The sequence below is a fragment of the Botrimarina colliarenosi genome (genome assembly GCF_007859955.1).
GTDB lineage: Bacteria > Planctomycetota > Planctomycetia > Pirellulales > Lacipirellulaceae > Botrimarina > Botrimarina colliarenosi.
The window spans coordinates 126,626-149,980 of the sequence record NZ_SJPR01000008.1; the positions used below are offsets into that span (position 1 = coordinate 126,626).

The 23,355-nt window shown below is 67.2% G+C and carries 17 protein-coding genes; 14 read left to right on the forward strand and 3 right to left on the reverse strand.

Features of this window, described 5'->3' with window-relative positions; genetic code table 11:
• Positions 1–177: 177 nt before the first annotated feature.
• Positions 178–960 (reverse strand): serine hydrolase, encoded by a 783-nt coding sequence (locus Pla108_RS19380; RefSeq protein WP_146446631.1) that lies wholly within the window; start codon positions 958–960, stop codon positions 178–180.
• Between the two features lie 242 nt (positions 961–1,202).
• Between Pla108_RS19380 and Pla108_RS19385 the strand changes: the two genes are divergently transcribed.
• From Pla108_RS19385 to Pla108_RS19430, 10 genes are all read left to right on the forward strand, one after another.
• Positions 1,203–2,918, forward strand: coding sequence for a M14 family zinc carboxypeptidase (locus Pla108_RS19385; RefSeq protein WP_146446632.1), 1,716 nt, complete (start codon positions 1,203–1,205; stop codon positions 2,916–2,918).
• Positions 2,919–3,109: 191 nt separating this feature from the next.
• Positions 3,110–3,817: a nucleoside recognition domain-containing protein gene (locus Pla108_RS19390; RefSeq protein WP_197526722.1), complete on the forward strand. Its 708-nt coding sequence runs from the start codon at positions 3,110–3,112 to the stop codon at positions 3,815–3,817.
• A complete protein-coding gene (locus Pla108_RS19395; RefSeq protein ID WP_146446633.1) occupies positions 3,814–4,383 on the forward strand; it encodes a spore maturation protein in 570 nt (189 codons plus the stop codon). Before Pla108_RS19390 ends, Pla108_RS19395 begins: the two co-directional genes overlap by 4 nt.
• On the forward strand, positions 4,380–5,345 hold the full coding sequence (locus tag Pla108_RS19400) for a S66 peptidase family protein (RefSeq protein WP_146446634.1): 966 nt from the start codon (positions 4,380–4,382) through the stop codon (positions 5,343–5,345). Before Pla108_RS19395 ends, Pla108_RS19400 begins: the two co-directional genes overlap by 4 nt.
• A gap of 152 nt (positions 5,346–5,497) precedes the next feature.
• A complete protein-coding gene (locus Pla108_RS19405) occupies positions 5,498–6,595 on the forward strand; it encodes a DUF1611 domain-containing protein (RefSeq protein WP_146446635.1) in 1,098 nt (365 codons plus the stop codon).
• Between the two features lie 83 nt (positions 6,596–6,678).
• On the forward strand, positions 6,679–7,734 hold the full coding sequence (locus Pla108_RS19410; RefSeq protein WP_197526723.1) for a dipeptide epimerase: 1,056 nt from the start codon (positions 6,679–6,681) through the stop codon (positions 7,732–7,734).
• Between the two features lie 49 nt (positions 7,735–7,783).
• On the forward strand, positions 7,784–9,850 hold the full coding sequence (locus Pla108_RS19415; protein WP_146446636.1) for a serine hydrolase: 2,067 nt from the start codon (positions 7,784–7,786) through the stop codon (positions 9,848–9,850).
• A gap of 113 nt (positions 9,851–9,963) precedes the next feature.
• Positions 9,964–11,118 (forward strand): dipeptidase, encoded by a 1,155-nt coding sequence (locus Pla108_RS19420; RefSeq protein WP_146446637.1) that lies wholly within the window; start codon positions 9,964–9,966, stop codon positions 11,116–11,118.
• 207 nt (positions 11,119–11,325) lie between these two features.
• Entirely contained in the window at positions 11,326–12,744 is a 1,419-nt protein-coding gene (locus Pla108_RS19425; RefSeq protein WP_146446638.1) for an FAD-binding oxidoreductase, read from the forward strand.
• Positions 12,745–12,846: 102 nt separating this feature from the next.
• Positions 12,847–14,307: a (Fe-S)-binding protein gene (locus Pla108_RS19430; RefSeq protein ID WP_146446639.1), complete on the forward strand. Its 1,461-nt coding sequence runs from the start codon at positions 12,847–12,849 to the stop codon at positions 14,305–14,307.
• A gap of 35 nt (positions 14,308–14,342) precedes the next feature.
• Here Pla108_RS19430 and Pla108_RS19435 read toward each other — a convergent pair whose 3' ends face one another.
• The gene (locus Pla108_RS19435) at positions 14,343–16,808 is read right to left on the reverse strand and encodes a hypothetical protein (RefSeq protein ID WP_146446640.1); all 2,466 of its coding nucleotides are present in this window, start codon (positions 16,806–16,808) and stop codon (positions 14,343–14,345) included.
• A 288-nt stretch (positions 16,809–17,096) separates the two neighbouring features.
• Here Pla108_RS19435 and hemQ point away from each other — a divergent pair, with 288 nt between their 5' ends.
• The 3 genes from hemQ to Pla108_RS19450 all read left to right on the forward strand — a co-directional run bounded on the left by hemQ (position 17,097) and on the right by Pla108_RS19450 (position 21,284).
• A complete protein-coding gene (hemQ, locus tag Pla108_RS19440; protein ID WP_146446641.1) occupies positions 17,097–17,963 on the forward strand; it encodes a hydrogen peroxide-dependent heme synthase in 867 nt (288 codons plus the stop codon).
• Between the two features lie 229 nt (positions 17,964–18,192).
• Positions 18,193–19,551, forward strand: a complete 1,359-nt coding sequence (locus tag Pla108_RS19445) for a phosphatase PAP2 family protein (RefSeq protein WP_146446642.1) — start codon at positions 18,193–18,195, stop codon at positions 19,549–19,551.
• A 47-nt stretch (positions 19,552–19,598) separates the two neighbouring features.
• Positions 19,599–21,284: a peroxidase family protein gene (locus Pla108_RS19450; RefSeq protein ID WP_146446643.1), complete on the forward strand. Its 1,686-nt coding sequence runs from the start codon at positions 19,599–19,601 to the stop codon at positions 21,282–21,284.
• 112 nt (positions 21,285–21,396) lie between these two features.
• Here Pla108_RS19450 and Pla108_RS19455 read toward each other — a convergent pair whose 3' ends face one another.
• Positions 21,397–22,593 (reverse strand): endonuclease/exonuclease/phosphatase family protein, encoded by a 1,197-nt coding sequence (locus Pla108_RS19455; RefSeq protein WP_146446644.1) that lies wholly within the window; start codon positions 22,591–22,593, stop codon positions 21,397–21,399.
• Between the two features lie 112 nt (positions 22,594–22,705).
• On the opposite strand from Pla108_RS19455, the gene upp reads away from it, so the two are divergent.
• Entirely contained in the window at positions 22,706–23,341 is a 636-nt protein-coding gene (upp, locus tag Pla108_RS19460) for a uracil phosphoribosyltransferase (protein WP_146446645.1), read from the forward strand.
• Positions 23,342–23,355: the final 14 nt, after the last annotated feature.

A 23,355-nucleotide genomic window follows, 5' to 3' on the forward strand; every position in this document is an offset into this window, starting at 1 on the left:
TCTCCCTCGGCAACACGACCGGCCATGACGACGCTCCGCGGTGGGGGGACGGAATCACCCCACTCTACCGACGCCCCCTTCTTCGCGCAAGCTGCTTGGGAACGAATTTCTAACTCAGGACACTAGCGCCGACGGCTCACTTTGAATCGCCTTTTGGCGAGTTCATAACTCAGGTCACTAGCGCGTCACCACGCTATGGATCGTCGCCGCCAGCCGCCGGAAGAGCGGTTCGAGAACCGCGTCGTCGGCGCCGTCGGCCATCAGCGCCATGGCGTAGTCGACGCCGCCCCCTTCGTCTTGCACAAGCGACCACTCGGTCCGTAGGCCGTCGAGCATGCCGGGCTTGGTTGCGAGGAGCAGGTCTTTCGGGAGGGCCGCCGTCACAGGGCTCTCTTTCTTGAGCCGCAGCGTGCGCCGGGTCGCCAGGGCGGCGGGGTCGCCGGCATTCGCGTTTTCGGCCAGTCGCAGCATATGAACCGCCGCATCACGGGGCGTGGCGGTGTTCTCACGGCCGACCTTGCGGGCTTCGAGGTCGATCATCTTCCGCCGCAGCCGCGTCGCCTCCGACCCGTGCATGTCTTCGATCAGCTCGTTCACCGCGTCGAAGCCGATGCGCTCAATGAGCAAGTTCGTCGCGACGTTGTCACTGAGCACGATCATAAGCGTCGCCAGGTCGGCCAGCGCGAGGCGCGACGCGCCGGGCAGGAAGTTCTGTAGCACGCCGCACCCGCCGACGCCGTCGGACGGATCAACCGGCAAGGTTTCACTCAGCGCCAACCTCCCGTCGGCGGCGAGGCGATTGAGAGTCCCGAGGATCGGGATTTTGATGGCGCTGGCCTGAGTAAAGACCTCTTCTTCGCGGTAGCCAAAGCCCGGGGCGCCGCTGGCGTGGACGACACAGAGCCCGACCCGCGCCGGGGTCGACTCGACAAGCTCAGCGATTTGGTTTGGCAGGGTCATGCGGGTAGTCTCACGCAAAGACGCTAAGGCGCAAAGCGGCTGACTGTGGGAGGGGTCTCCCGACCCCGACTACGCGCACCATGTCGTTTCGGAATGGATACCGTCATCGGGGTCGGGAGACCCCTCCCACAGCTATGACGATTGCCTTTCAGATGAGATGGAAGCCCGAGCCTTCGCGCCTTCGCGCCTTTGCGTGAGACTGAGCGTTTCGCCACCGCCACCACCCCTCTCCAACGCCCGCCATGCTTGCCTGGGACGACCTCATCGCCCGCTCGGTCATCACCAGCCCCCAGGGAGGCTGGAAACCTAAAGCGGTCGCCGCGGCGGTCGAGGCGGTCCTCGCCGCGGGCGACCTGCCCGTCGAGCGCCGACCGCTCGGCACGTCGTTCGAGGGGCGGCCGATCGAGATGCTTGTTCTTGGCGACGGCCCCAAGCGGGCCATGATGTGGTCGCAGATGCACGGCGACGAGCCGACGCACACCGCGATGCTGCTCAACCTGCTCCGGCTGCTCGTCGAATCCGACACACCCGCCGAGCGGCTGCTGCGGGGGCTGACGATCGGCATGATCTTGCCGCTCAACCCCGACGGCGCCGAACGCAACACCCGGCAGAACGCCCAAGGGATCGACATCAACCGCGACGCGCTGAAGTTCGCCACGCTCGAGGGCCGGGCGTTCCGCGACGCGATCCACGCCTTCCGGCCCGACTACGGCTTCAACCTCCACAACCAAGGCCGCCGCACGGCGCTCGCCGAGCCGCTCGGTCCCGCTTCGGTGTCGCTGTTGGCGCCGCCGCTCGACCCCGAGGACACCCAGACCGACTCGGTGCGCGAGGCGAACCGCGTCGCGGCGACGTTCTGCGAGCGGGTCCGCGACGCCTGTGGCGGGCGCGTCTCGCGCTACGACGCCGACTTCATGCCGCGCGCCTTCGGCGAGTGGGTCCAGCGACAGGGCGTTTCGGTGATTCTCGTTGAGGCGGGGGGGTGGCCCGGCGGCGACTGGAAGCGGATGGAGGAGGTCCACTTCGCCGCGTTCGTGCAGACGCTCGACGCGATCGCCGCCACGGCGCTCGGCGAGCCAGGCGGGCTGGAGGCTTGCGACCCGCAGAGCTACCTGACGCTGCCGCGATCCTCGCCCAACGCGCAATTCGACCTGCTGATCCGCGGCGCCGGCGTCGCGCAGCTCGGCGGCGACGGGGCGGTCGTCGCCACCGCCGAGCTAGGCGTCGATTTCCCCGGCCGCATGGTTGGCGGCGCAATAGCGGGCGGAACGGTGGCCGCGATCGGCGACCTCCACGAGAACGGCGGTCTGACCACCATCAATTCGCCGGGCGTCGTCCTCCCGGGGCGGATCGTGCTCGCCGAGCCGTCTGACGACGCCTTCGACGAAAGCCCGGCCGACTGGGAAGTCCTTTCCGCCAACGGGGCGACGACGGTGCTGCTCCCCATCAATCTGGGCGCGGGCCAGGTCGAGGCGCAGATCGCCCATGCCCGCCGCGTGCCGCCGCCGCTTAACGTGGCGCTGGTCGCTACCTGGACAGGCGCCGAAGAGGCCGACAAGGGGCTCGTCCTGCGGCGACTCACCCAAGGCCTCGCCGGCGGCGTCGTCGCGACGCTCGGGCCGCTGCCCGAGAAACTCGTCGAGGCGTGCTACCGCCTGGGGCTGCCGGCGCTCGACCCGGCGACAACGCCGACCCGCGGCGGCGGCCTCCCCGCCTCGCTGACCGACTGGCTCACCGAAACGGGGCGCGTCGCCGACCAACTCGGCTGGTCGAACCGCGGACGGATCGGGCTTGGCTCGCCGGCCGACTTTGTCTTGGTTGTCCCCTCAGCCGATCACGCCATCGCGCAGGACTGCTTGCGGGGGGTCTACGTCGGGGGTACGGTCGTCCGCGACGCCGAGGGGCTCAAGCACGACTCCCCCGGCGAGTGGATCCCTTGGAGCGGGCCGAAGGGATGACTTGCGTATTGATGGAGGCAAGGCTTCTGGAAGGGAGAGTAGGGGGATGATTAGAGATAGGGCGATCGTGTCCGCCGCGGGCTACTTAATCCCATCACTTGGACAATCGTGAGCGGTTATACATTGAGTTGCCGCCATCTCCTTATCCCCAATCGTCCCCCCCATCTCCTTTCGTAAACGTCTCCTCTCGCATGCTCAACCGCATCTGGTTCTGGCTGATCGTCATCGGCATCCTCTACGCGCCGGCGAAAATGCTGGTGCGGCCGTTGTTGCCGTTGCCGGCTGCTGAGGTAGCGGCCGCCGAGACGCCCCCCACCTTCACCGAAGAGTTCGCCGAACTGGGCAAGCGCGTCACCGAGTCGGCGATCGACGGCGCCAACGTCGCGGTCGAGCTGCTGCTCAGCCTGATCGGCATCATGGTGCTGTGGCTCGGACTGATGCAGGTCGCGAAGGACGCCGGCCTGGTCGACGCCCTGGCGTGGCTGTTGCGGCCCTTGATGAGGTGGCTCTTTCCCGACGTGCCCGAGGGGCACCCGGCCCACGGCGCCATGCTGATGAACCTGTCGGCCAACGTGCTGGGGCTCGACAACGCCGCGACGCCGTTCGGCCTCAAGGCGATGCAAGAGCTCCAGGAGCTGAACCCCGATAAAGAGACCGCGACCGACGCCATGGCGACCTTCCTGGCGATCAACACCAGCAGCGTCACGCTGGTGCCGATCTCGGTCATCGGCTACCGCATCGCCGCGGGGAGTGACAACCCGGCCGGTCCGCTGGCCTACATCATGCTGGCGACCCTCGTCAGCACGGTCGTCGGCGTCACGGCCGTGCGGACGCTCTCCAAGCTGCCCGCCTTCGCGATCAAGCCGCCAGCCACTGCCGGCTTGGAGGGGGAGGCATGAACGGATTTGCCGAGTCGTTTGTCGCCGCCGCCGAGGTGGTCAGCCAGTGGACCGTGCCGGGGGTGATCCTCGTGATCGTCCTCGCCGCCTGGTGGCGGGGCGTGCCGATGTACGAGTCGTTCATCACCGGCGCCAAGGAAGGCTTTGGCGTGGTGATCATGATCATCCCCTATCTGGTGGCGATCCTCTTCGCCATCAAGGTGTTCCTCGCCAGCGGGCTGTTCGACGATCTGAAGTGGCTCGCCGAGCAGGGCTTGTCGGCCATCGGCCTCGAGAGGCTCGCCGAGACGTTCGAGCTGCTGCCGCTGGCGCTCACCAAACCGCTCAGCGGCGGCGCTGCACGGGGCGTGCTGGTGGACCTGTTCGACCGCTTCGGGCCCGACTCGTTCCTCGGCAACACCGGCTCGCTGATGATGGGGAGCACCGAAACGACGTTCTACGTGATGAGCGTCTACTTCGGCGCCGTCGGCGTGAAGCGGTTCCGCCACACGCTGCCGGCTTGCCTAATCGCCGACGCGGCGGGACTCAGCGCGGCGCTCGTTATCGGCTGGTTGGTGTTCGCATGACCCCCCCTGCCCCGCTCAACGTCCCCCCCGCCCTGTGCGAGGGCGACGCCATCTCGATCGTCGCGCCCGCCAGCTCGCCGAAGCGCGAGGCGTTCGACGTGGCGATGGCGAACCTCACGGCGCTCGGCTACCGGCCGAAGACTTACCGCTACCTCTGTAAGCCACACGGCTACCTGTCGGGGACCGACGCCGAGCGCGCCGACGAGCTCAACCAGGCGTTCGCCGACCCGGAGACGACGATGGTTCTCGCCGCGCGGGGTGGGTACGGCTGCGGGCGGATCCTCGACCAGGTCGATTTCGGGCTGCTCGCCGACCGCCCAAAGATCGTCAGCGGCTACAGCGACCTGACCGCCCTGCACGCGGCGATCCAGCGACGCAGCGGGCTGGTGTCGTTCCACGGGCCGAACCTCGTCGGCGGCTGGGGGGACGACACGTCGGCGTCGCAAGCCGAACGCGACGCGGCGCTAGCGCTGTTCTCCGGCCAGAGCGGCGCCGGCTCGGAGTTGCTGCCCGCAACCGACTCGATGCGTTCGCTATCCGACGGGACGGCGATCGGTCGCTTGGTGGGCGGCAACCTGGCGGTTCTCGTCTCGCTCGTTGGCACGCCCGACGAGCCCGACTTCGACGGCGCCATCCTCGTGGTCGAAGACATCGGCGAGGCGCCCTACCGCATTGACCGCCTGCTGACCCAGCTGCGGATGGCAGGCGTGCTCGACCAGATCGCCGGGGCGGTCCTGGGGTATTTCACCGACGCGGACCCCGACGGCGGGCCCTCGGCCGAGGCGGTCCTAACGGAGTTCCTACAGCCACTCGGCGTGCCGGTCGCAATGGGGGCGCCGGTGGGGCATGAGCACCCCAACTTCCCGCTGCCATTCGGCGCGCGGGTTATTCTCGACGTGAACGGCAATGGAAAGGGAATTTCACTCACGCTGGACCAAACCGTCGTCGCATCGGCGAGATGATTCTGCGCGGGGCCGAGGATCGTCTGCGGGGGACGCCGCTAGAGAGCTCGGGCGGTTTGGTCTAGCTTCAGTGATTGGTGATTCACTCCCGGCTCTGGCGGAGTCGCCCACCAACCAACCTCCCCCGCCTCTCCCCGCGAGCCCCCGCCACGATGGCTAGCTCCCCCCCTCCCCTCGCCAAATCGACCCGGCCGAAGATCGGCGGTAGCCGGATCGTCATCCTCACCGAAGGGAAGACCGATCCCCTCACCGCCAAAACAGCGAACGTGATGCTGCGTTGTCGCGGCGACGATGTCGTTGCGGTGCTCGACTCGACCCAGGCCGGCAAGACGGCTGAGGAACTGCTCGGCGTCGGGGGCGACACGCCGATCGTGGCGTCGCTCGACGACGTCGCGCTGATCGACGGCAAGGGGCCCGACACGCTGTTGATCGGCGTCGCGACCGCCGGCGGCAAGATCCCGCCCGAATGGCGCGCCCTGTGCCTCGACGCGGTGCGGCGTGGCATGAGTGTCGTCTCGGGGATGCACCAATTTCTGTCGGACGACGCCGAGCTCGTCGCCGCCGCGGCCGCGGCCGGGGTCCAACTCCATGACGTCCGTAAGAACAACGAGAAGGAAGTCGCCACGCGGCTCGACCTCACGGACGACTGCCTCCGCGTCCTGACGGTCGGACAGGACTGCTCGGTCGGCAAGATGCTCTCCGCCCTTGAGATCGCGCGAGGCCTTGAGCGATCGGGGGTCGACGCCAAATTCGTCGCCACCGGCCAGACCGGCATCATGGTCGAGGGGGACGGTCTGCCGATCGACTGCGTCGTCTCCGACTTCGTTAACGGCGCCTGCGAAAAGCTGGTCCGCCAGAACCTGTCGCACGAGGTGATGGTTGTCGAAGGCCAGGCGACGATCACCCACCCGCGGTTCTCGGCCGTGTCGCTCGGACTGCTGCACGGGACCAACCCGCACGCGATGATTTATGTTTACGAGGCGGGACGCGACGCGATGCGGGGCATGGAGTACCTGCCGCTGCCGACGCACCGCCAAGTGATCGACGCCTACGAGCACATGGCGGCGTTCGGCAACCCGGCGAAGGTCATCGGCATCGCGATGAACAGCCGCAAGCTCTCCGCCGAAGCGGCCGAGGTAGAGCGCGAGCGGATGCGGGCCGAGTTCGGCCTGCCGGTCGCCGACCCGATCCGCCACGGACCGGACGAACTGGTCGAAGCCATCCTGGCCTATAAGAAGTCCAGGAATTAAACACCAAGGAACGAAGGAACCAAGGTTTTCGAATACCGCCGCTTCCTTCGTTCCTTTTGTTCCTTCGTGGTTCAACCACCTTTATGATCCAAGTCTCGACGCAGCCCTACCGCCTGCCGCTCAAGCACGTCTTCACGATTGCGCGGGGGTCGACGACCGTCCGCGATACGTTGATCGTGTCGCTCTCCGCCGACGGCCAGACCGGCTACGGCGAGGCGACCTCCAACTCGTACTACAAGGCGACGATCCCCGAGCTGGTGGCCGACATCCAGCGTGTGACGCCCCTCCTCGAAGCCTTCGACACCGCCGCTCCTGACGAGTTGGTGGGGCAGCTCATCCCGCAACTCGCCGAGCAGCTGGTCGGCAAGCCGTTCGCCCTCTGCGCGCTGGATATGGCGCTGCACGACCTGTGGGGCAAGCTCCGCGGCCAACCGGTCTGGCGGCTGTGGGGGCTCAACCCGGCGAACGCCCCGACGTCGAACTACACCATCGGCATCGACACGATCCCGAAGATGGTCGAAAAGGCCCAGGAGGTCGCCGACTGGCCGTTGCTGAAGATCAAGCTCGGCACGAAGGAAGACCTCGCCATCGTCCGCGAGCTGCGTCAGCACACCGAGGCGATTTTCCGCGTCGACGCCAACTGCGGGTGGACGGCGGAACAGACCATTGAGTTCGCCCCCGAGCTGAAGGACCTGGGCGTCGAGTTCATCGAGCAACCGCTCCCCGCCGAGGACCGCGACGGCGCCCGCAAGGTCTTCGAGCAGTGCGCCTTGCCGGTGATCGCCGACGAGAGCTGCATCGGCGAAGACGACGTCGCCCGCTGCGAGGGTCATTTCCACGGGATCAACATCAAGCTGGTGAAGTGTGGCGGACTCGCGCCGGCGCGGCGGATGGTGCAGACGGCTCGCCGGCTGGGCTTGAAGGTCATGGCGGGCTGTATGACCGAGTCGACCGTCGGCATCTCGGCGTTGGGGCAACTGGCGCCGCTGCTGGACTTTGTCGATATGGACGGCGCCGCCCTGCTGGCGGACGACCTGGCAGACGGCGTAAAAGTCGTCTCCGGCCGGGCCCAGTACCCCGACCGCCCAGGGAGTGGGATTGAGATGGACGAGCACGCGAGCGCACTCGCGGCCAACTGAGGCGGAGCGGCGACCCCTTTTGAGCGTTAACACCATTGGAGAACGTGGGATGCGGCGACAATTAATCGGTCTTGTCTTGGTCGGCGTGATGCTGGCCCCCGCGTTCGCCAAGCCATCGGCCCAGGAGGCGCTCGACAAGGCGTTGGGGCCGATGCTCAAGGGGCATCAGGGCGTCGTCACGGTCGCGATCAAGCATCTGGAGACGGGCGACTCGTTCGCCTACGACGCCGAACGCCCGATGCCGTCGGCGAGCATGATCAAGCTGCCGATCATGCTGACCGCCTACCACGCCGCGCTCGAGGGCAAGCTGTCGCTCGACGATCAGGTCGTGCTCAAAGAAGAAGACAAGGTCCCCGGCTCGGGCCTGTTGACCGAGAACTTCACCGCCGGCAGCGCGCTGACGCTCCGCGACGCGATCCGCCTGATGATCGGCTGGAGCGACAACACCGCGACCAACCTCGTCATCGAGGCGATCGGCCGCGCGTCTTCCGACGACGACGGCGACACGCCCGGCGCCCGCGGCATCCACGCCGTCAATAAGCTCATGAAGGCGCTCGACTACGAGAACACGCGGCTCAACTCGTTGGTGTTCCGGGGCGACACGACGATCGATCCGGAGCGAAGCAAGAATTTCGGCCTCGGCGTCATGAACGCCGCCGACACGATCGACCTGCTCGAGAAAATCTTGACGGTAACCCCCGAGGGCTTCGACAAGGAGAAGGTCGAATCGATGCGGAAAGAGATGATGGGCCACCTGCGGGCGTGCCAAGCAAAGAACACGCTGCCGCGGATGCTGCCCGCCGGGACGGTCGTCGCCCACAAGGGGGGGAGCGTCACCGCGTCGCGGTGCGACGGTGGCGTCATCGAGTCGCCCACCGGCCCGATCATCGTGTGCGTTATGACTACCGACAACGAGGACACGGGCTGGGACGCCGACGCAGAGCCGATGACGCTCATCGCCGAGGTCGGCAAGGCGGCCTACGACTACTTCACCGCCGGCGCCGGGGCGATCGACGCCCCGAAGGTCGCCCGAGTGCTGCGGATGGGCCAGGAAGACCCGCTGGTCGAGCCGCTGCAGCGGACGCTCAACGAACGCCTCGACCCGAGCCCCGACCTGTCGGTCGACGGCGATTACGGCCCCAACACCGAGAAGGCCGTCCGGGCGTTCCAGAAGCAGGTGGGCCTCGAGCCAACGGGCGAGGTCGACGGCAAGTTCTGGAAAGAGCTCGGCCCGCTGCTGCTTGAGGACAAGCCCGCGCCGCCCCCCTCCGAGGCGATGAAGGACCTGGCGCCGCTAATGCCTCAAGACCCGGTGACCGGCCCCCCGGTCGTCAGCTGCAAAGCGTGGGCGATCGCCGATGGCGAGACGGGTGAAGTCTTGTGGGGCTTCAACGAAGACGGCACGCGCGACCCGGCGAGCACCACTAAGATGATGACCGCGTACGTCGTCGTGAAGCTCGCCGAGAAGGACCCCAGCGTCCTCGACGAGGTCATCACCTTCAGCGAGCGGGCCGACAAGACGAGCGGTTCGACGTCCGACGTCAACGCCGGCGAGCAGGTGAGCGTCCGCGAGCTGCTGTACGGCCTGATGCTCCCCTCGGGCAACGACGCGTCGGTCGCCTTCGCCGAGCACTTCGGGGCGCGCCTGCCGGGCGCCGACGACGAGTCGCCCTACGACCGCTTCATCGCCGAGATGAACGCAACGGCGAAGGATCTCGGGATGGACGAAACCGGGTACCGCAACACGCACGGCCTCACCGCCGAGGGGCACGTCACCTCGGCCCGCGACCTGGTGAAGCTGGCCCACGCGGCGATGCAGAACGAGCTCTTCCGCAAGGTGGTCGCGACGCGGCGCTACGCGACGACGCTCGCCTCGACCGCCGGCTACGAGCGGAACATCGTCTGGAACAACACCGACCAGCTCCTCAACTACGAGGGGTTCTACGGCGTCAAGACCGGCACCACCGACCCGGCGGGCGCGTGCCTCGTCTCGGCCGGCAAGCGAGGCGAGAAGCCGCTGTACGTGGTGGTGCTCGGCGCCACGACCGGCGCTAACCGCTACTACGACGCCCGAAACCTGTACCGCTGGGCCTGGAAAGAATTGGGGATCGAATGAACGCCGCACCAATCCGCGAGTTTGCCACGCAGTGTCCCTCCCATCCCTTGGGGGGAGGGGAACCACGCTTGTTCCGCTCCTTGACGGTCGCGGCTCTCTTATGGGTGGGCTCCATGGCCGTTGCCGATGACCGCGAACCAATCGTCGTCACCGACGAGGCGCGCGAGCTCCACAACTCGTGTCTGCTGATCGACGGGCACAACGACCTGCCGTGGGAGATCCGCACGAAGGGTTCGAGCGACTTCTCGAAGCTCGACATCGGGCGCTCGCAGCCGAGGTTGCAGACCGACCTGCCTCGCGCCCGCGAAGGGGGACTCAAGTGCCAGTTCTGGAGCGTCTGGGTCCCGGCCGAGCTCGACGGCACCGGCAAGGCGCTCGCCACGACGCTCGAACAGATCGAGCTGGTGAAGCTGATGATCGACCGTTACCCCGAGGACCTGGAGCAGGCCAAGACCGCCGACGACATCGAGCGGATCGCCGCCGCGGGGCGGATCGCGTCGTTGATCGGCGTCGAGGGGGGGCACTGCATCGAGGAGTCGCTTAGCACGCTGCGCAGGCTTTACGAGCTGGGCGCCCGCTACATGACCCTCACGCACGGCAACACCCTCTCGTGGGCCGATTCCGGCACCGATAAGGCCGAGCACGGCGGGCTCACCGAGTTCGGCAAGGAGGTGGTCCGGGAAATGAACCGCCTCGGGATGATGGTCGATATTTCGCACGTCTCGGTCGACGTGATGCACCAGGCGCTCGACATCAGCACCGCGCCGGTGATCTTCAGCCACAGCTCGTCCCGCGCCGTGGCGGACCACCCGCGGAACGTCCCCGACGACGTGCTGGTCCGGCTGAAGGAGAAGGACGGTGTCGTGATGGTCAATTTCTTCAGCGGGTTTGTCGTCCCCGCGGCGGCGGACAACTACGCCGCTACGTTCCAGATCCGCCGCGACCTGGAGGCCGAGGGCGCCGACCAGGACACGATCGATCGACGTCAAAACCAATACCGGGCGACGCACCTGATGCCGAAGGGCACCATCCACGACCTGCTGGACCACATCGATCACATCGCCAAGGTGGCGGGGATCGAGCACGTCGGGATCGGCTCCGACTACGACGGCGTGAGCGTCCTGCCTGAGGGTCTCGAGGACGTCGCCTCGTACCCCCGGATCACCCAAGGCCTGCTCGACCGAGGCTACTCGCCCGACGAGATCCGCGGCGTGCTCGGCGGCAACCTGCTGCGCGTCATGCGCAAAGTTGAAGCGGCGAAAGAGTAAACCCTCCCGCAGACGGCGAGCCCGCGACGTGAGTCGTGGGTGTGCGCGGGTACCCGGTGGACACCCACGACTCACGTCGTGGGCTCGCCTGCTACGCTGTGGGCTCGGCCCGCGCTAAGGATTGCTCAATTCGCGCCCATTCGCGTCATTCGCGGGCACTGCTTCTTTAGCTATGCTGAAGGGCTCCGATTGCCCCGAGCCCAGCGAATGACCTCCCCCTCCTCAGCAGCCCCCGTTACCCACCAGCGCGCCGACGCTGCGCTGATCGACACGCTCCGCGGCATCGTCGGCGCCGAGAACGTCCTGACCGAGCCGGTCGACATCGAGCCCTACGCGTTCGACGGCACCGCGGCGATCAAGCAACGGCCCGCCTGCGTCGTCTTCCCACGTGATCGGTCGCTGGTGGCGCCGTGCGTCCACGCCGTCACCTCGGCCGGCGTGCCGCTCGTGACACGGGGATCGGGCACCGGCTTGTCGGGCGGCAGCGTACCGCTCGATGGCGCGGTGACGCTCGGCCTCAATCACCTCGACCAGATCCTTGAGGTCGACACCGCCAACCTGACGATCCGGGTCGAGCCGGGCGTCATCACGATGCGCGTCGACGAAGAAGCCGCCAAGCACGGCCTCTTCTACCCGCCCGACCCGGGCTCGCAGAAGATCAGCACGATCGGCGGCAACGTGGCCGAGAACTCGGGCGGCCTCCGCGGCCTCAAGTACGGCGTCACCCGCGACTACGTCATGGGGATGCGCGTCGTGCTCGCCTCGGGCGAAGAGGTGTGGCTCGGCAACCAGTGCGTCAAGGACGTCGCCGGCTACAACCTCAAGGACCTGTTCATCGGCAGCGAGGGGACGCTCGGCGTCATCACCGAGGTGCTGCTGAAGCTGCTCCCCCGCCCCGCGGCGCGGAAGACGATGGTGGCCACGTTTGCGACGATCGAGTCGGCGGCCCAGGCGGTGTCCGACATCATCGCGCGGAAGATCGTGCCGTGCACGGTTGAGTTCCTCGACCAGATGACGATCCGCTGCGTGGAGGACTACGCGAAGCTCGGCCTGCCGACCGACGCGGCGGCGCTGCTGCTGCTGGAGTCGGACGGGCACCCGGTGGTCGTCGAGGAAGAATCGGCCGCGATGCATCAGGCGCTCACCGACAACGGCGCGACCGACGTGCAGACCGCCCAGACCGAGGCCGAAGCCGAGAAGCTCCGCACCGCGCGCCGCGCCGCGTTCTCGGCGCTGGCCCGCGTCAGCCCGACGACGATTCTGGAGGACGTCACCGTCCCGCGGAGCGAGCTCGCCGGCATGGTCCGCTTCTGCGCCGAGTGCGCCGAGCGTCACCAACTGCGGATCGGCACCTTCGGCCACATGGGCGACGGCAATCTCCACCCGACGTTCCTCACCGATGAGCGCAACGAGGACGAGATGCGTCGCGTCCACGAGGCGCTCGGCGAGATCGTCACCGAGACGCTCCGCCGCGGCGGCACGATCACCGGCGAGCACGGCGTCGGCCTGGCGAAGAAGCCGTTCTTGCGCCAACAGCTCGGCGACGCCAGCTACGACCTGCTCGGCAAAGTGAAACGGGCGCTCGATCCGCAGGGGCTGCTCAATCCCGGCAAGGTCTTTGACTAAAGGCGGATTGGGGATTTCGGATTGCGGATTGAAGCGCAAGCGAACCCCAAGCCCCAACTTGTTCCGCAATCCGAATTCCGCAATCCGCAATTACCCCACGCAATGGCCTTCAAGCCGCAAGACACCGCCAACCTGCTTGAGACAATGGATTACTCCGTTGTCCAACAGTGCATGCACTGTGGCTTGTGCCTGCCGACTTGTCCGACGTTTGTCGAGACGGGGCGCGAGCGGAACAGCCCGCGGGGGCGGATCGCGTTGATGCGGTCGATCGCCGACGGCGAGTTGGAGTTGTCGCGCGACTTCGCCGAGGAGATGGACTACTGCGTCGGTTGCTTGGCGTGTCAGACGGCGTGCCCGGCGGGCGTTGAGTACGCGTCGCTGCTGGAGAAGGGCCGCGCCGCGAGCGAGAACGCCGGGCTGCTCGACACGCCGATGCGCCGCGTCTATCGCTGGCTCGGGTTGCGGGTGCTGATGACGCGGCCGTGGCTGCTGCGGCTGGTCGCGAAGTGGATCGCCCTCCAGCAGAAGCCCGCGGTCCGGCGGACGCTCTACAAGATCGGCGCCATGCGGCTGGCGCCGAAGACGCTCCGCGACCTTGAGCCGCAGGCCCCGCCGATCGATCCGCCGTTTAGCGACGCGCGGATCAAGACCGTCGAGACGCCTCCGGCGGAATGGTGGAGCGGCAAGCCACGGGCGCGGGTCGCGGTGCTCACCGGCTGTGTGCAAGACATCTCGTTCGCGCGGGTGAACCGGGCGACCGTCGACGTGCTGCTCGCCGCGGGGTGCGAGGTGGTGACGCCGCGCAACCAGTCGTGCTGCGGCTCGCTGCACGCCCACAACGGCGACCTCGAGACGGCTAAAGAGATGGCCCGACGGACGCTCGACATGTTCGACTGGCAGGGGCTCCGTGGCGGGCCGCTCGCGTTTGATTCGCTCGACGCGGTCATCAGCAACGCCGGCGGGTGTGGCAGCCACCTCCGCCACTACGGCAATCTCCTCGCCGACGACCCGGCCTACGTCGATCGGGCCCGCGCGTGGGACGCCAAACTGCGCGACGCCCAAGAGTTTGTCTGGCAACTAGTGGGCAGTGCGCAGGGGGTAGTGGGCGGTGAAGAGGCGCCGCTGTCGCGGCTAGAGAAAGTCCTTCGGCACTCCGCCAATACCAGTAATGAGCCGTCGGCGCTAGCCGCGGGTAGCGCCGCGAAACGCCTCACCTACGACGCCTCGTGCCACCTGTGCCACGGTCAAAAGGTCGTCAGCCAACCGGTCGAGTTGCTGAAGCGTCTCCCGGGTCACCAGTTCGTCCCATTGGCCGAGTCCGACTGGTGTTGCGGCGCGGCGGGGGTCTACTCAATGACCCAGCCCGAGCAGGCCGGCAAACTCCTCGCCCGGAAGCTCGTGCATGTGAAAGCCGCCACACCGGACGTCATTGCCACGGCCAATCCCGGCTGCATGCACCAACTCAACATGGCGTGCCGCAACGATGCGACACTCTCTAACGTGAAAGTGGTACACCCGATGGAACTGCTCGCCGAGGCGGTCCGCAGTTCCATCGGGACGTGAGAACCAATTTAGATTTCGCTCAGCTCTGCTGCCGATTAGCGACCACGACCGCCGCCGCCGCCCGCTCCGCCGGCACTACGACCGCCACCACCGGCGCCGCGGCCACCGCCGAACGGCGAGCCGCCACCACCACCGCCGCCACCACTACGCATGGCGGGACCGCCGCCTCCTCCAGCGCCTTGACGGGGTGAGAAGCTTTGCGGCGAGGCGCCTTGGCGACCGGCGCCGCCAGGGACGACCGAGCGGTTGAAGCTCGGTGTGCTGCGCTGTTGGGCGCCGGGGTTCGATCCCTGGAAGGAACCGCGGTTGCCGAAGTTCGGCGGCTGCATGCCGCGTTGTTGCGAAGGATTCACGCCTTGCGGCAGACCTTGCTGCGTAGGGCCGCGGAAATTGCTCCGCTGCCGAATCGCTTCGCTGCCACCTTGGTTGCCCACGTTCGGCTGACCCAAACCTCCGCGACCGGCGCCGCCTTGCGGACGTTGCTGGTTCTGGAAGCGGTTGATGGCGTCCTGACGGTTTTGATCCCGCGGGGTGTTGCCGGGCAATGCGTTAGGATTTCCTTGGCGACCGGCGCCGTTATTGGGCAGCGGTTGCTGCTGGTTGCGGAACCGGTTGAGCGCGTCCTGCCGTGCGTTGTCACTCGTGGCGCCGCCGCGTTGAGCGTTGGGATTCCCCTGACGGCCTGCGCCGATGTTGGGTTGCTGCCCTTGCTGGTTGCGGAAGCGCCCGAGCGCGTCCTCACGGTTCGTGCTAGGCTGCCCGTTGTTCAACGGGTTGTTGGCGTTCGGCCGGCCGGCGTTTTCACCGCGGTTGCCGCGGTTACCACGCTCGCCACGATTGCCGAGGTTGTCGATGGCGCTCTGATTGCGGGCGCCGTCGAGTCCCTCTCCGCGGGCGCGACTACCGCGGTTCTCGTTGTTCGCCCGGTTACGGGCCGCATCGACTCGGTCCTGGCTGACACCAAAGTCCTCAAGCGGGACCCGTAGCGCCTCGCGGCGGTCACCTGCCTCACCGCGACCGGCACGGCCGCGGGCGTCGGCGCTGAGGTTGGCCCCGTCTCGGCCCGCTCCGCCGCGAACTCGGGCTGCGACATCGCCGCCCCCCTCGATCTCGGCACGGCGTTGACGGAACTGCTCGACCTGCTCCGAAGTGCGGCTGATTCGCTGACGGGTGGCGTCATCCAGGTCCCGCATCGACGGGCGGCCTGTGTTGGCGTCGAGGTCGCCGATGTTGCGGGCGATCAAATTGTCGGCGTCCCAACCACGGCCGTCGCGCCCATCGGGCCCGCGTCCGTCGCGGCCACGGCCGTCTCGACCGTCGCGATCACGACCATCGCGGTCTCGGCCGCCGCGTCCGCGGTCGCCGTCCCACCGGTCATTGTCAAAGCGGGAGTAGCTGCGGCGCAAGTCGGCGAAGTTGGGGCCAAACGCGCTGCGTCCGCCGTAGCGGTAATAGCTGAAGAGCGGGTCGTAGTAACGGAAGCCTCCGCCAAACGCGGCGCCGAAGCCGCCACCAAGACCTCGACCACCGAAGCCTGCGTTGGAGAAGCCGAACCAGGGGTAGAGGCCTTGGTTGCGGAATCCCGGGCCGTAGTTGCCGTAGAAGTAGTGATTGCGGTAGGGGTTAACGAAAAGGTTCGCTACCAGCAGCGAGGTGTTCACAACCGACCGCGGGCGGTAGGCGAAGCCAGGCCGACCGTAGATTGGGTTGTTCCAATACACCGGCGCGTATAGCACGCCCCGGCCGTAGAGCGGCATGTCCCAGTAGCCGTTTACGAAGATGTAGCCGCGCGGCGTGTAGTTGTAGTAGGAAGGCGTCCAAACCCAATTGGGCTGAGTTCGGTACCAGTAGCCGGGACGCCACTGGTAATCTTGGTTGACGTAGTTCCAGCAGCCCGGGATCCAGAAGTGATCGTCACTGGGCGCCGGGCTCGAGGGGCCTTCTTCGAGGCTCTCCGGGGGCGCCGGCAGATAGGCGACTTCGGTGGTCGACGCCGAAGCCCAGTAGCCGGGCGACCAAGCGTAGCCGCCGCTCACTTGGACCCAGCTGCCCGGTGTCCATTCACGGCCCGGCGGGACGTCACGCCACACGCCGCTGACCCAGACATAATCTTCGCGGTCGATCGACCACATCCAGTAACCGGGGATCCATTGGACGTTATCCCCCTCAGGCTGCTGAGCCGGGGGCAACTCGTTGATCCTCGCCGGCGGCTCCTTCTCGAGGACGGTGTTAGCCTGCTCCTCGGAAACGGCGCAGAATTGACCGACAGGCGCGGCGAAGGCTTCGTGAACAGGGCCTTGCTCCAGCGGCTGGGCCTCTTGGTCCGCCGACAGGCCGTCTTGGTCCGCGGCGTTGATTTGACCCGGCGCGTTGCTAATTTCACCCGATTGGGTCGCTTCAACCGCTTGACCGGGGGCGAGCTTCGCGGCGCCGACCAGGGCGATCATCGCGAACGAGGTGAGAGCGACGTAAGTCGTCAGAAGTGGATTTGAGTTTCGCAAGGGAGGACTCCAAGGTCGGAGTAAGGACGAACGAGGGAAGGCGTCAGGACAGTCAAGTCTGTGCAAAGGCAAGCAAGTATGTGCAAAGGCGGCGCCACAATGGTCCCTAGCGATTATGAGGGCCGCGGCCGCCTCTACGGGCACTCCGATGGCCTTTCTGGGTCGAATCAAGAGACGGCTGCCCGCGGGGGAACCACCTTGGAGGTCCGGCGTCCGGCTGCCCAGGAACCACGTTCGGTGCTAGACTGACCGCTAAAGATTCCAAATTGACCGCCGTCCGATCAGCCGATGAACCACGCAGCCGCCCCCACCGACTCCGCACCCGCCGCCGAAGCAGCGACGGATTCGTTGGCCCCGTACGACGGCGGTTGGCACTGTAGCCATCTCTGGTACTCGTTCGACCGCGAGCGGCTCAACGCCCTGGCGCCGACACAGCGTGAGGCGATCGCTCGCGAATTGCGGGCCGTTCTCGACCCGGCCGCCGAGCACGCCCCGATGCGGATGCAGGCGTCGATCACCAGCGGCCACAAGGCCGACTTCGGGGTGATGATGCTCGACCCCAATCCCCTGCGGATCGATGCGGTTCACCAACGGCTGATGGCCGGCGTGGCGGGCCCGGTCCTACGACCCGGATATTCGTTCGTCTCGGTCACCGAGATCAGCGAGTACGTCCCGAGCCCCGAGGAGTACGGGCAGCGGCTCGTCGCCGAGGGGGACGCCGAGGGGTCGCCCGCCTACAACGCCAAGTTCAAGGCCTACGGCGATCGGCTGGAAGGTATGAACCGGCAACGACTTACGCCCGAAATCCCACCCTACGCGTCGGTCTGCTTCTACCCGATGAATAAAAAAAGGGAGACCGGCGAAAACTGGTATGCCCTCTCCAAGCAAGAACGCAGCCGGATGATGGGTCAGCACGCTCGTAGCGGTATGGCCTATGCCGGTAAGGTAAGCCAGCTAATTACGGTAGGATTAGGTTTGGATGATTGGGAGTGGGGGGTTACGCTGTGGGGAGCGAATCCCGCTTATTTGAAGGATATTGTCTACGAGATGCGGTTCGACGAGGCGAGCGCCAACTACGCCGAGTTCGGGCCCTTTTTGGTCGGGTACGTCTGTGACGCCGACCGCCTGATCGACCACTGCCGAGTGAGACGCTAACGAAGCGATCGCACCCCACCACCTCGACGCCCGACTTCCTGCAAGGGGGCGGTGTTGAAGGTTGGCAGGCATGGCCGATTCCTCTCTTGTGACCGCACGCCCGGCGCACTGACGCTGGCGCCGCTGTCTCGGCATGGAACCTCGCCGCGTTTGGTTACGGGAAGTGATCGCTCCGCCGCTCCTTAGAAGCTGCACCCAGTGAATCCGCCCCAATTGAGACGCCCCCGCGATGATGACCCTCCGTCCCCTCACGCTGAGCCTGCTCGCCGCGACCTTGGCGTCGTTCGCCAGCGCTGATGTCGTCCTCGACTGGAATCAAACCGCCCGGGACGTGCTGCGGAACGACACGACGCAGCAAAACCCCGGGATGGCTTCCCGCACGTTGGCGATGATGAACCTCGCCATTTACGACGCGGTGGCGATGATGTCACCCACGGGGACGATGTTCTACGACTACGGCGCCGGTCACAGCTCGCCCGGCTACGCGGCGTCGGACAAGGCGGCGGCGGCGCAGGCCGCTTACACCGTTCTCAGCACGCTCTACACCGGCCAACAGCCGGCGCTCGACGCGGCATTGGCGAGCAGCCTCTCGCTCATCCCCGATGGCCCTTCGAAGAATGACGGGATCGCCCTGGGCAGCATGATCGGGCAGAACGCCCTCTATCAGCGAGCCGGCGACGGTTACGACTCGAACTCCCAGTACCAACCCACCAACAGCCCGGGACACTGGCAGACCGACCCGCTCAACCCGGGTCAACAGGCGTGGGGGCCGCAGTGGGGATCGATGCAGATGTTTACGACCCCATCGACCACGTCGATGATGCCCCCGCCGCCCCCGGCGCTGGGGAGCCAGGAGTACGCCGACGCCTACAACGAGGTCAAAGACCTCGGCGCCTTGAACAGCGCGACGCGGACGGCTGACCAGACCGAGATCGCCGACTTCTGGGCGTACGACCGGCTCGGGATGGGAACGCCCCATCACTTGTTCAACGAGATCCTCGAGACGATCGCCGTGCAGGAAGGGAACACGACGAAGGAAAACGCCGAGCTCTTCGCCAAGGCGTCGGTCGCGATGGCCGACGCCGGCGTCTTGGCCTGGAACTCGAAGTTCGAGTACGACCTGTGGCGTCCCGTCACCGGCATCCGCGAAGGCGACAACGACGGCAACGCCCTCACCGTCGGCGACCCGAATTGGACCCCACTGGGAGCCCCCGGCGGGACCGGCGCCAACTTCACCCCCCCCTTCCCGACCTACGTATCGGGGCACGCGACGTTCGGCGGCGCGCTGTTCGAAACGCTTCGGCTGTTCTACGGGACGGACGACATCGCCTTCACCCTCGAATCAGACGAGTTGCCCGGCGTCTTCCGGGACTTCTCGTCGTTCAGCGAGGCGATGGCCGAGAACGGCCGCAGCCGCGTCTACCTCGGCATCCACTGGAGTTACGACGACACTGCCGGGCAGATCGCCGGCGCAGCGATCGCCCAAGAGCTGTTCGCTCGGCAGTTCATCGCCCTTGTGCCCGAGCCGTCAACGATCGCCATGGCGGTCACGCTGATTGGGGTCGGCTTCCGTCGCCGGGCCGCGTAACGACCGTGCGCACGCGTTGAATCTGCATTCCCCTTTGCCACTGCACCATGACTTACTCCCTCCGCCTCCTTCTGCTCTTGGCCGCGACAGGGCTTCCCGGTCTCGCCGCCCTCGCCGACTACCGCGCGATCGACGGAACGGGCAACAACCTCTCGAACCCCACCTGGGGCTCGGCCGGCGCCGAACTGCTGCGCACCGCGCCGGCCGCTTACCCGGGAGACGGGACCGGGTCGACGATGCTCGGCGACGCCGACCGCGGGAACCCCCGGACCATCAGCAACACCCTCTTTGCGCAATCGACGCCGGTCGCCTCGGCGCGCGGCCTCTCGTCGGGCGTTTGGCAGTGGGGGCAGTTCCTCGACCACGACATCACGTTCACCGGAACGAACTCGGCCGAGTCGATGATGCTCTATGTCCCGCCGGCGGACCCCTACGGCATGGCGATGATCCCCTTCACCCGCTCGGCCAGTCACGCCGACGGGCTCGGCGTCCGGCAGCAGACCAACGAGATCACTAGCTGGATCGACGCGTCGATGGTCTACGGCTCGGACGCGACGCGGGCGACCGCCCTGCGTGAGCTGAGCGGCGGCCGGATGCGGACCAGCGGCGGCGGGCTGCAGCTGCCAACGAACGACATGCCGGGCCTCGGCTCGCTGGAGAACGACCCCGGTCCGCTCGGCACGACCGACCTGTTCGTCGCCGGCGACGTCCGCGCCAACGAGCAAACCGGCCTCACCTCGATGCACACGCTGTTCGTCCGCGAACACAACCGGCTTGCCGGTCAACTCGCCGCCGCCAACGCGGGGGACGCCAGCTGGGACGACGAGCGGATCTATCAGACGGCCCGCCGGATCGTCGGCGCCGAGGTCCAAGCGATCACCTACAACGAGTTCTTGCCGGCCCTGCTGGGCGGCCTCGCCCCGGCGGCGAACGACTACGCGTACAACAGCTCGATCGACGCGACCATCGCCACGGAGTTCTCCACGGCGTTCTTCCGCCTCGGGCACAGCATGCTCAACGAGGACCTTGTGCTCGCCGACGATCACGGCGCGACCGTCGGATCGATCTCGCTGCGTGACTCGTTCTTCAATCCGCAGCTGATCATGGACGACCCGCAGACGGTCGATAACGCCCTGATGGGGCTGATGAAGCAGACGGCCAACGAGCTCGACACCAAGCTCATCGATGGCGTCCGCAACTTCTTGTTCGCCCCCACCGGCGGCATGGGCACCGACCTCGCGGCGCTCAACATCCAGCGCGGCCGCGACCACGGCCTGCCCGATTACAACACCCTGCGAGGCGCCTTCGGCCTCAGCCCGGTGGCGTCGTTCGGCGAGATCACGGCCGACGCGGCGCTCGCGGCCCAGCTGGAGTCGGTCTACGGCGGCGTCGACAACATCGACCCGTGGGTCGGCGCCCTCGCCGAGGACCACCTCTATGGCGCAAGCGTCGGCGAATTGCTCTGCGCCGCGTTGGTCGACCAGTTCTCGCGTCTGCGAGACGGCGACCGCTACTTCTACGCCGGCGACGACTACCTCTGGAGCAACGACGTCGCGTCGATGATCGACTTCGACACGCTGACAATGACGGACGTGCTCGCCTGGAACACGGCGATGGCTTACGAAGACATGCCGCCGAGCTTCTTCATGCTGCTGGCGGTGCCGGAGCCGACGACGATCGTCATGGTTGGGGCGGCGCTCGTAGGCGTTGCGCGGCGGCGGCAGCGCGTTTGAGAATCGGTTGTGGCGCTACTCCCGGCGCTGGCGATTAGGGCTCCCAGCCCCTCGCTTGGCTAACCATTCTGTGGGCGGGAGCCCTAAGCGCCAGCGCCGGGAGTGAATCCCCTCAGCGCTCCGCCGTCGCCACATCGACCCACACCATCCGGTGGTCCGACGCGGCCGCCGCCTCGGCGCCCTCCTCGCCAGGCTTGGGCCAGTAGACGCCCGAGCCGACGACACGCAGGTCTTCCGACGGCAGCGCGTAGTCGATCCGCAGGTTGCCGTGGCCGTCGGGGCCGAAGTCGCCGGTGTCGTTGGCCGCGTCGCCGGTATGGTCGGCGTTCAGATCGGCCAGCCGCTCGCTCGCCGCGACGGCGCCGGCGCTCGTTGGCTTGGGGTCCGTCGCCATCCGCGGACCGGCGATTAAATCGTTGATCGCTTCGCGCAGGCCGTCGCCGTCGTTCGGGTCGGCGTTCAGATCGCCGAGCACCACCAGCGGCTCGTCGGCCGCGATCACACCGGATCGACCTTGGTCGTCGATGAAGTAGTCGCTCAACCGGCCCGCCGCGTACTCCGTCAGCAGCCGCACCTCGTCGGCGTTGCGGCAGCCGTTGCGGTCCTCGGGGCCGTCAAACACCGGCGGTGTCGGGTGCGAGCACAGCAGGTGCAGCGGCCCAACGGGCGTCATCGCAACAACGTCCCAGAAGCTCTTCGAGGGCAATCGCAACTGCTCCCAGACCTCGGCGGGGTAGTACGGCTCGTCGGTCGCCGGGTCGTGCGGCTGGTTCGCATCGGGCAACGCCGCCCAGCGGAGCTGCTGGAAGGTCCGTGTCGCCGCTTCGTTGATCGGCCAACGCGACAACACCGCCATGCCGTACTGACCCGGGTAGCGGCCGTAACCCCACGCATCGGCGGGCCCGTCCGTCTGGCCGTCGCGGTCGAGGTCGAGCCCCGACGGTTCGCCCGTGTTGACGGGCGCGGCGAAGCGGTGCGGGTAGTCGATCCCGGTGAGCCCCTCCGCCTGCGGCTTGGCGGCGTAGAGCTCGGCGAACAGCCGCGGCGGGTCGTCTTGCGGGGCGTAGTCGATCTCGCACAGCAGCAGCACGTCGGGCCGGACGCGCTGGATCACCTCGGCGAGCTGCTTCGCTTGCTGCGAGTTCCCCGAGCGGAGCTCGCCGGCCAACTGCCCGGACCGGCCCCGGTAGAGCGCCACGTTGTACGTCGCGACGCGCAGCACGCCCTTGGCCGGCGGCGGCGGGTCGGCCGCCCAGGCTGTGCGACCGACAAACCCCAACAGCAACAGCGTCGCCAACGACCTCGTCATGCGAATCTCCGAGAGCAAGATTGCCTATCTTCTTCCGTTTCGCCCGTCTCCCCGTTAGACTCGGCCGACTCAGGCGACGCAACAGCCCCCACTCCCCGCAGAGGTCCTCCGAGTGAGCGGCGTCTTCGAAGTACAGCACCCGCTGATTGACTGCCACCTGACGCGGCTGCGCGACGCGCGGACCCCGTCGGACGAGTTCCGTCACCTGATCCGCCGGCTCGCCACGCTGCTCGCCTACGAGGCGACGCAGGACCTCCGCTGCGAGTCGATGACGGTCACTACGCCGTTGACGACGACCGAGGGGAGCCGCCTCGGCGAGCGCGTCGGCCTCGTGCCGATCCTCCGTGCGGGGCTCGGGATGATCGACCCGGTGCTCGATCTGATCCCCACCGCCGAGGTCTGGCACCTCGGCCTCTACCGCGACGAGGCGACCGCCGAGCCCGTCGAGTACTACAGCAAGCTCCCACCGGGACGGCCCGTCGATACGGCCCTGATCCTCGACCCCATGCTGGCGACCGGCGGCTCGGTCACCGCGGCGCTCGAAACGCTCAAGGCGTGGGGCGTGGGGCGCGTGAAGATGCTCTCGGTCTTGGCGGCCCAAGAGGGGATCGACAACGTCGCCGCCGCCTACCCCGACACGCAGATCTATGTCTGCCGGATCGACCCGATCCTCAACGCATCGAAGTTCATCGTCCCGGGCCTCGGCGACGCGGGCGACCGGATTTTCAACACACCCCAGCTGGGGTGAGGCTTGAGGCGAGA

Excerpts from the sequence above, each read along its gene's own strand:
- Pla108_RS19390 (WP_197526722.1), top strand. The coding sequence starts at position 3,110 with ATGCTCAACCGCATCTGGTTCTGGCTGATCGTCATCGGCATCCTCTAC.
- Pla108_RS19385 (WP_146446632.1), top strand. The coding sequence starts at position 1,203 with ATGCTTGCCTGGGACGACCTCATCGCCCGCTCGGTCATCACCAGCCCC.
- Pla108_RS19380 (WP_146446631.1), bottom strand. The coding sequence starts at position 960 with ATGACCCTGCCAAACCAAATCGCTGAGCTTGTCGAGTCGACCCCGGCG.
- Pla108_RS19405 (WP_146446635.1), top strand. The coding sequence starts at position 5,498 with ATGGCTAGCTCCCCCCCTCCCCTCGCCAAATCGACCCGGCCGAAGATC.
- Pla108_RS19410 (WP_197526723.1), top strand. The coding sequence starts at position 6,679 with ATGATCCAAGTCTCGACGCAGCCCTACCGCCTGCCGCTCAAGCACGTC.
- Pla108_RS19395 (WP_146446633.1), top strand. The coding sequence starts at position 3,814 with ATGAACGGATTTGCCGAGTCGTTTGTCGCCGCCGCCGAGGTGGTCAGC.
- hemQ (WP_146446641.1), top strand. The coding sequence starts at position 17,097 with ATGAACCACGCAGCCGCCCCCACCGACTCCGCACCCGCCGCCGAAGCA.
- Pla108_RS19450 (WP_146446643.1), top strand. The coding sequence starts at position 19,599 with ATGACTTACTCCCTCCGCCTCCTTCTGCTCTTGGCCGCGACAGGGCTT.
- Pla108_RS19455 (WP_146446644.1), bottom strand. The coding sequence starts at position 22,593 with ATGACGAGGTCGTTGGCGACGCTGTTGCTGTTGGGGTTTGTCGGTCGC.
- Pla108_RS19400 (WP_146446634.1), top strand. The coding sequence starts at position 4,380 with ATGACCCCCCCTGCCCCGCTCAACGTCCCCCCCGCCCTGTGCGAGGGC.
- Pla108_RS19415 (WP_146446636.1), top strand. The coding sequence starts at position 7,784 with ATGCGGCGACAATTAATCGGTCTTGTCTTGGTCGGCGTGATGCTGGCC.
- Pla108_RS19430 (WP_146446639.1), top strand. The coding sequence starts at position 12,847 with ATGGCCTTCAAGCCGCAAGACACCGCCAACCTGCTTGAGACAATGGAT.
- Pla108_RS19420 (WP_146446637.1), top strand. The coding sequence starts at position 9,964 with ATGGCCGTTGCCGATGACCGCGAACCAATCGTCGTCACCGACGAGGCG.
- Pla108_RS19445 (WP_146446642.1), top strand. The coding sequence starts at position 18,193 with ATGATGACCCTCCGTCCCCTCACGCTGAGCCTGCTCGCCGCGACCTTG.
- Pla108_RS19425 (WP_146446638.1), top strand. The coding sequence starts at position 11,326 with ATGACCTCCCCCTCCTCAGCAGCCCCCGTTACCCACCAGCGCGCCGAC.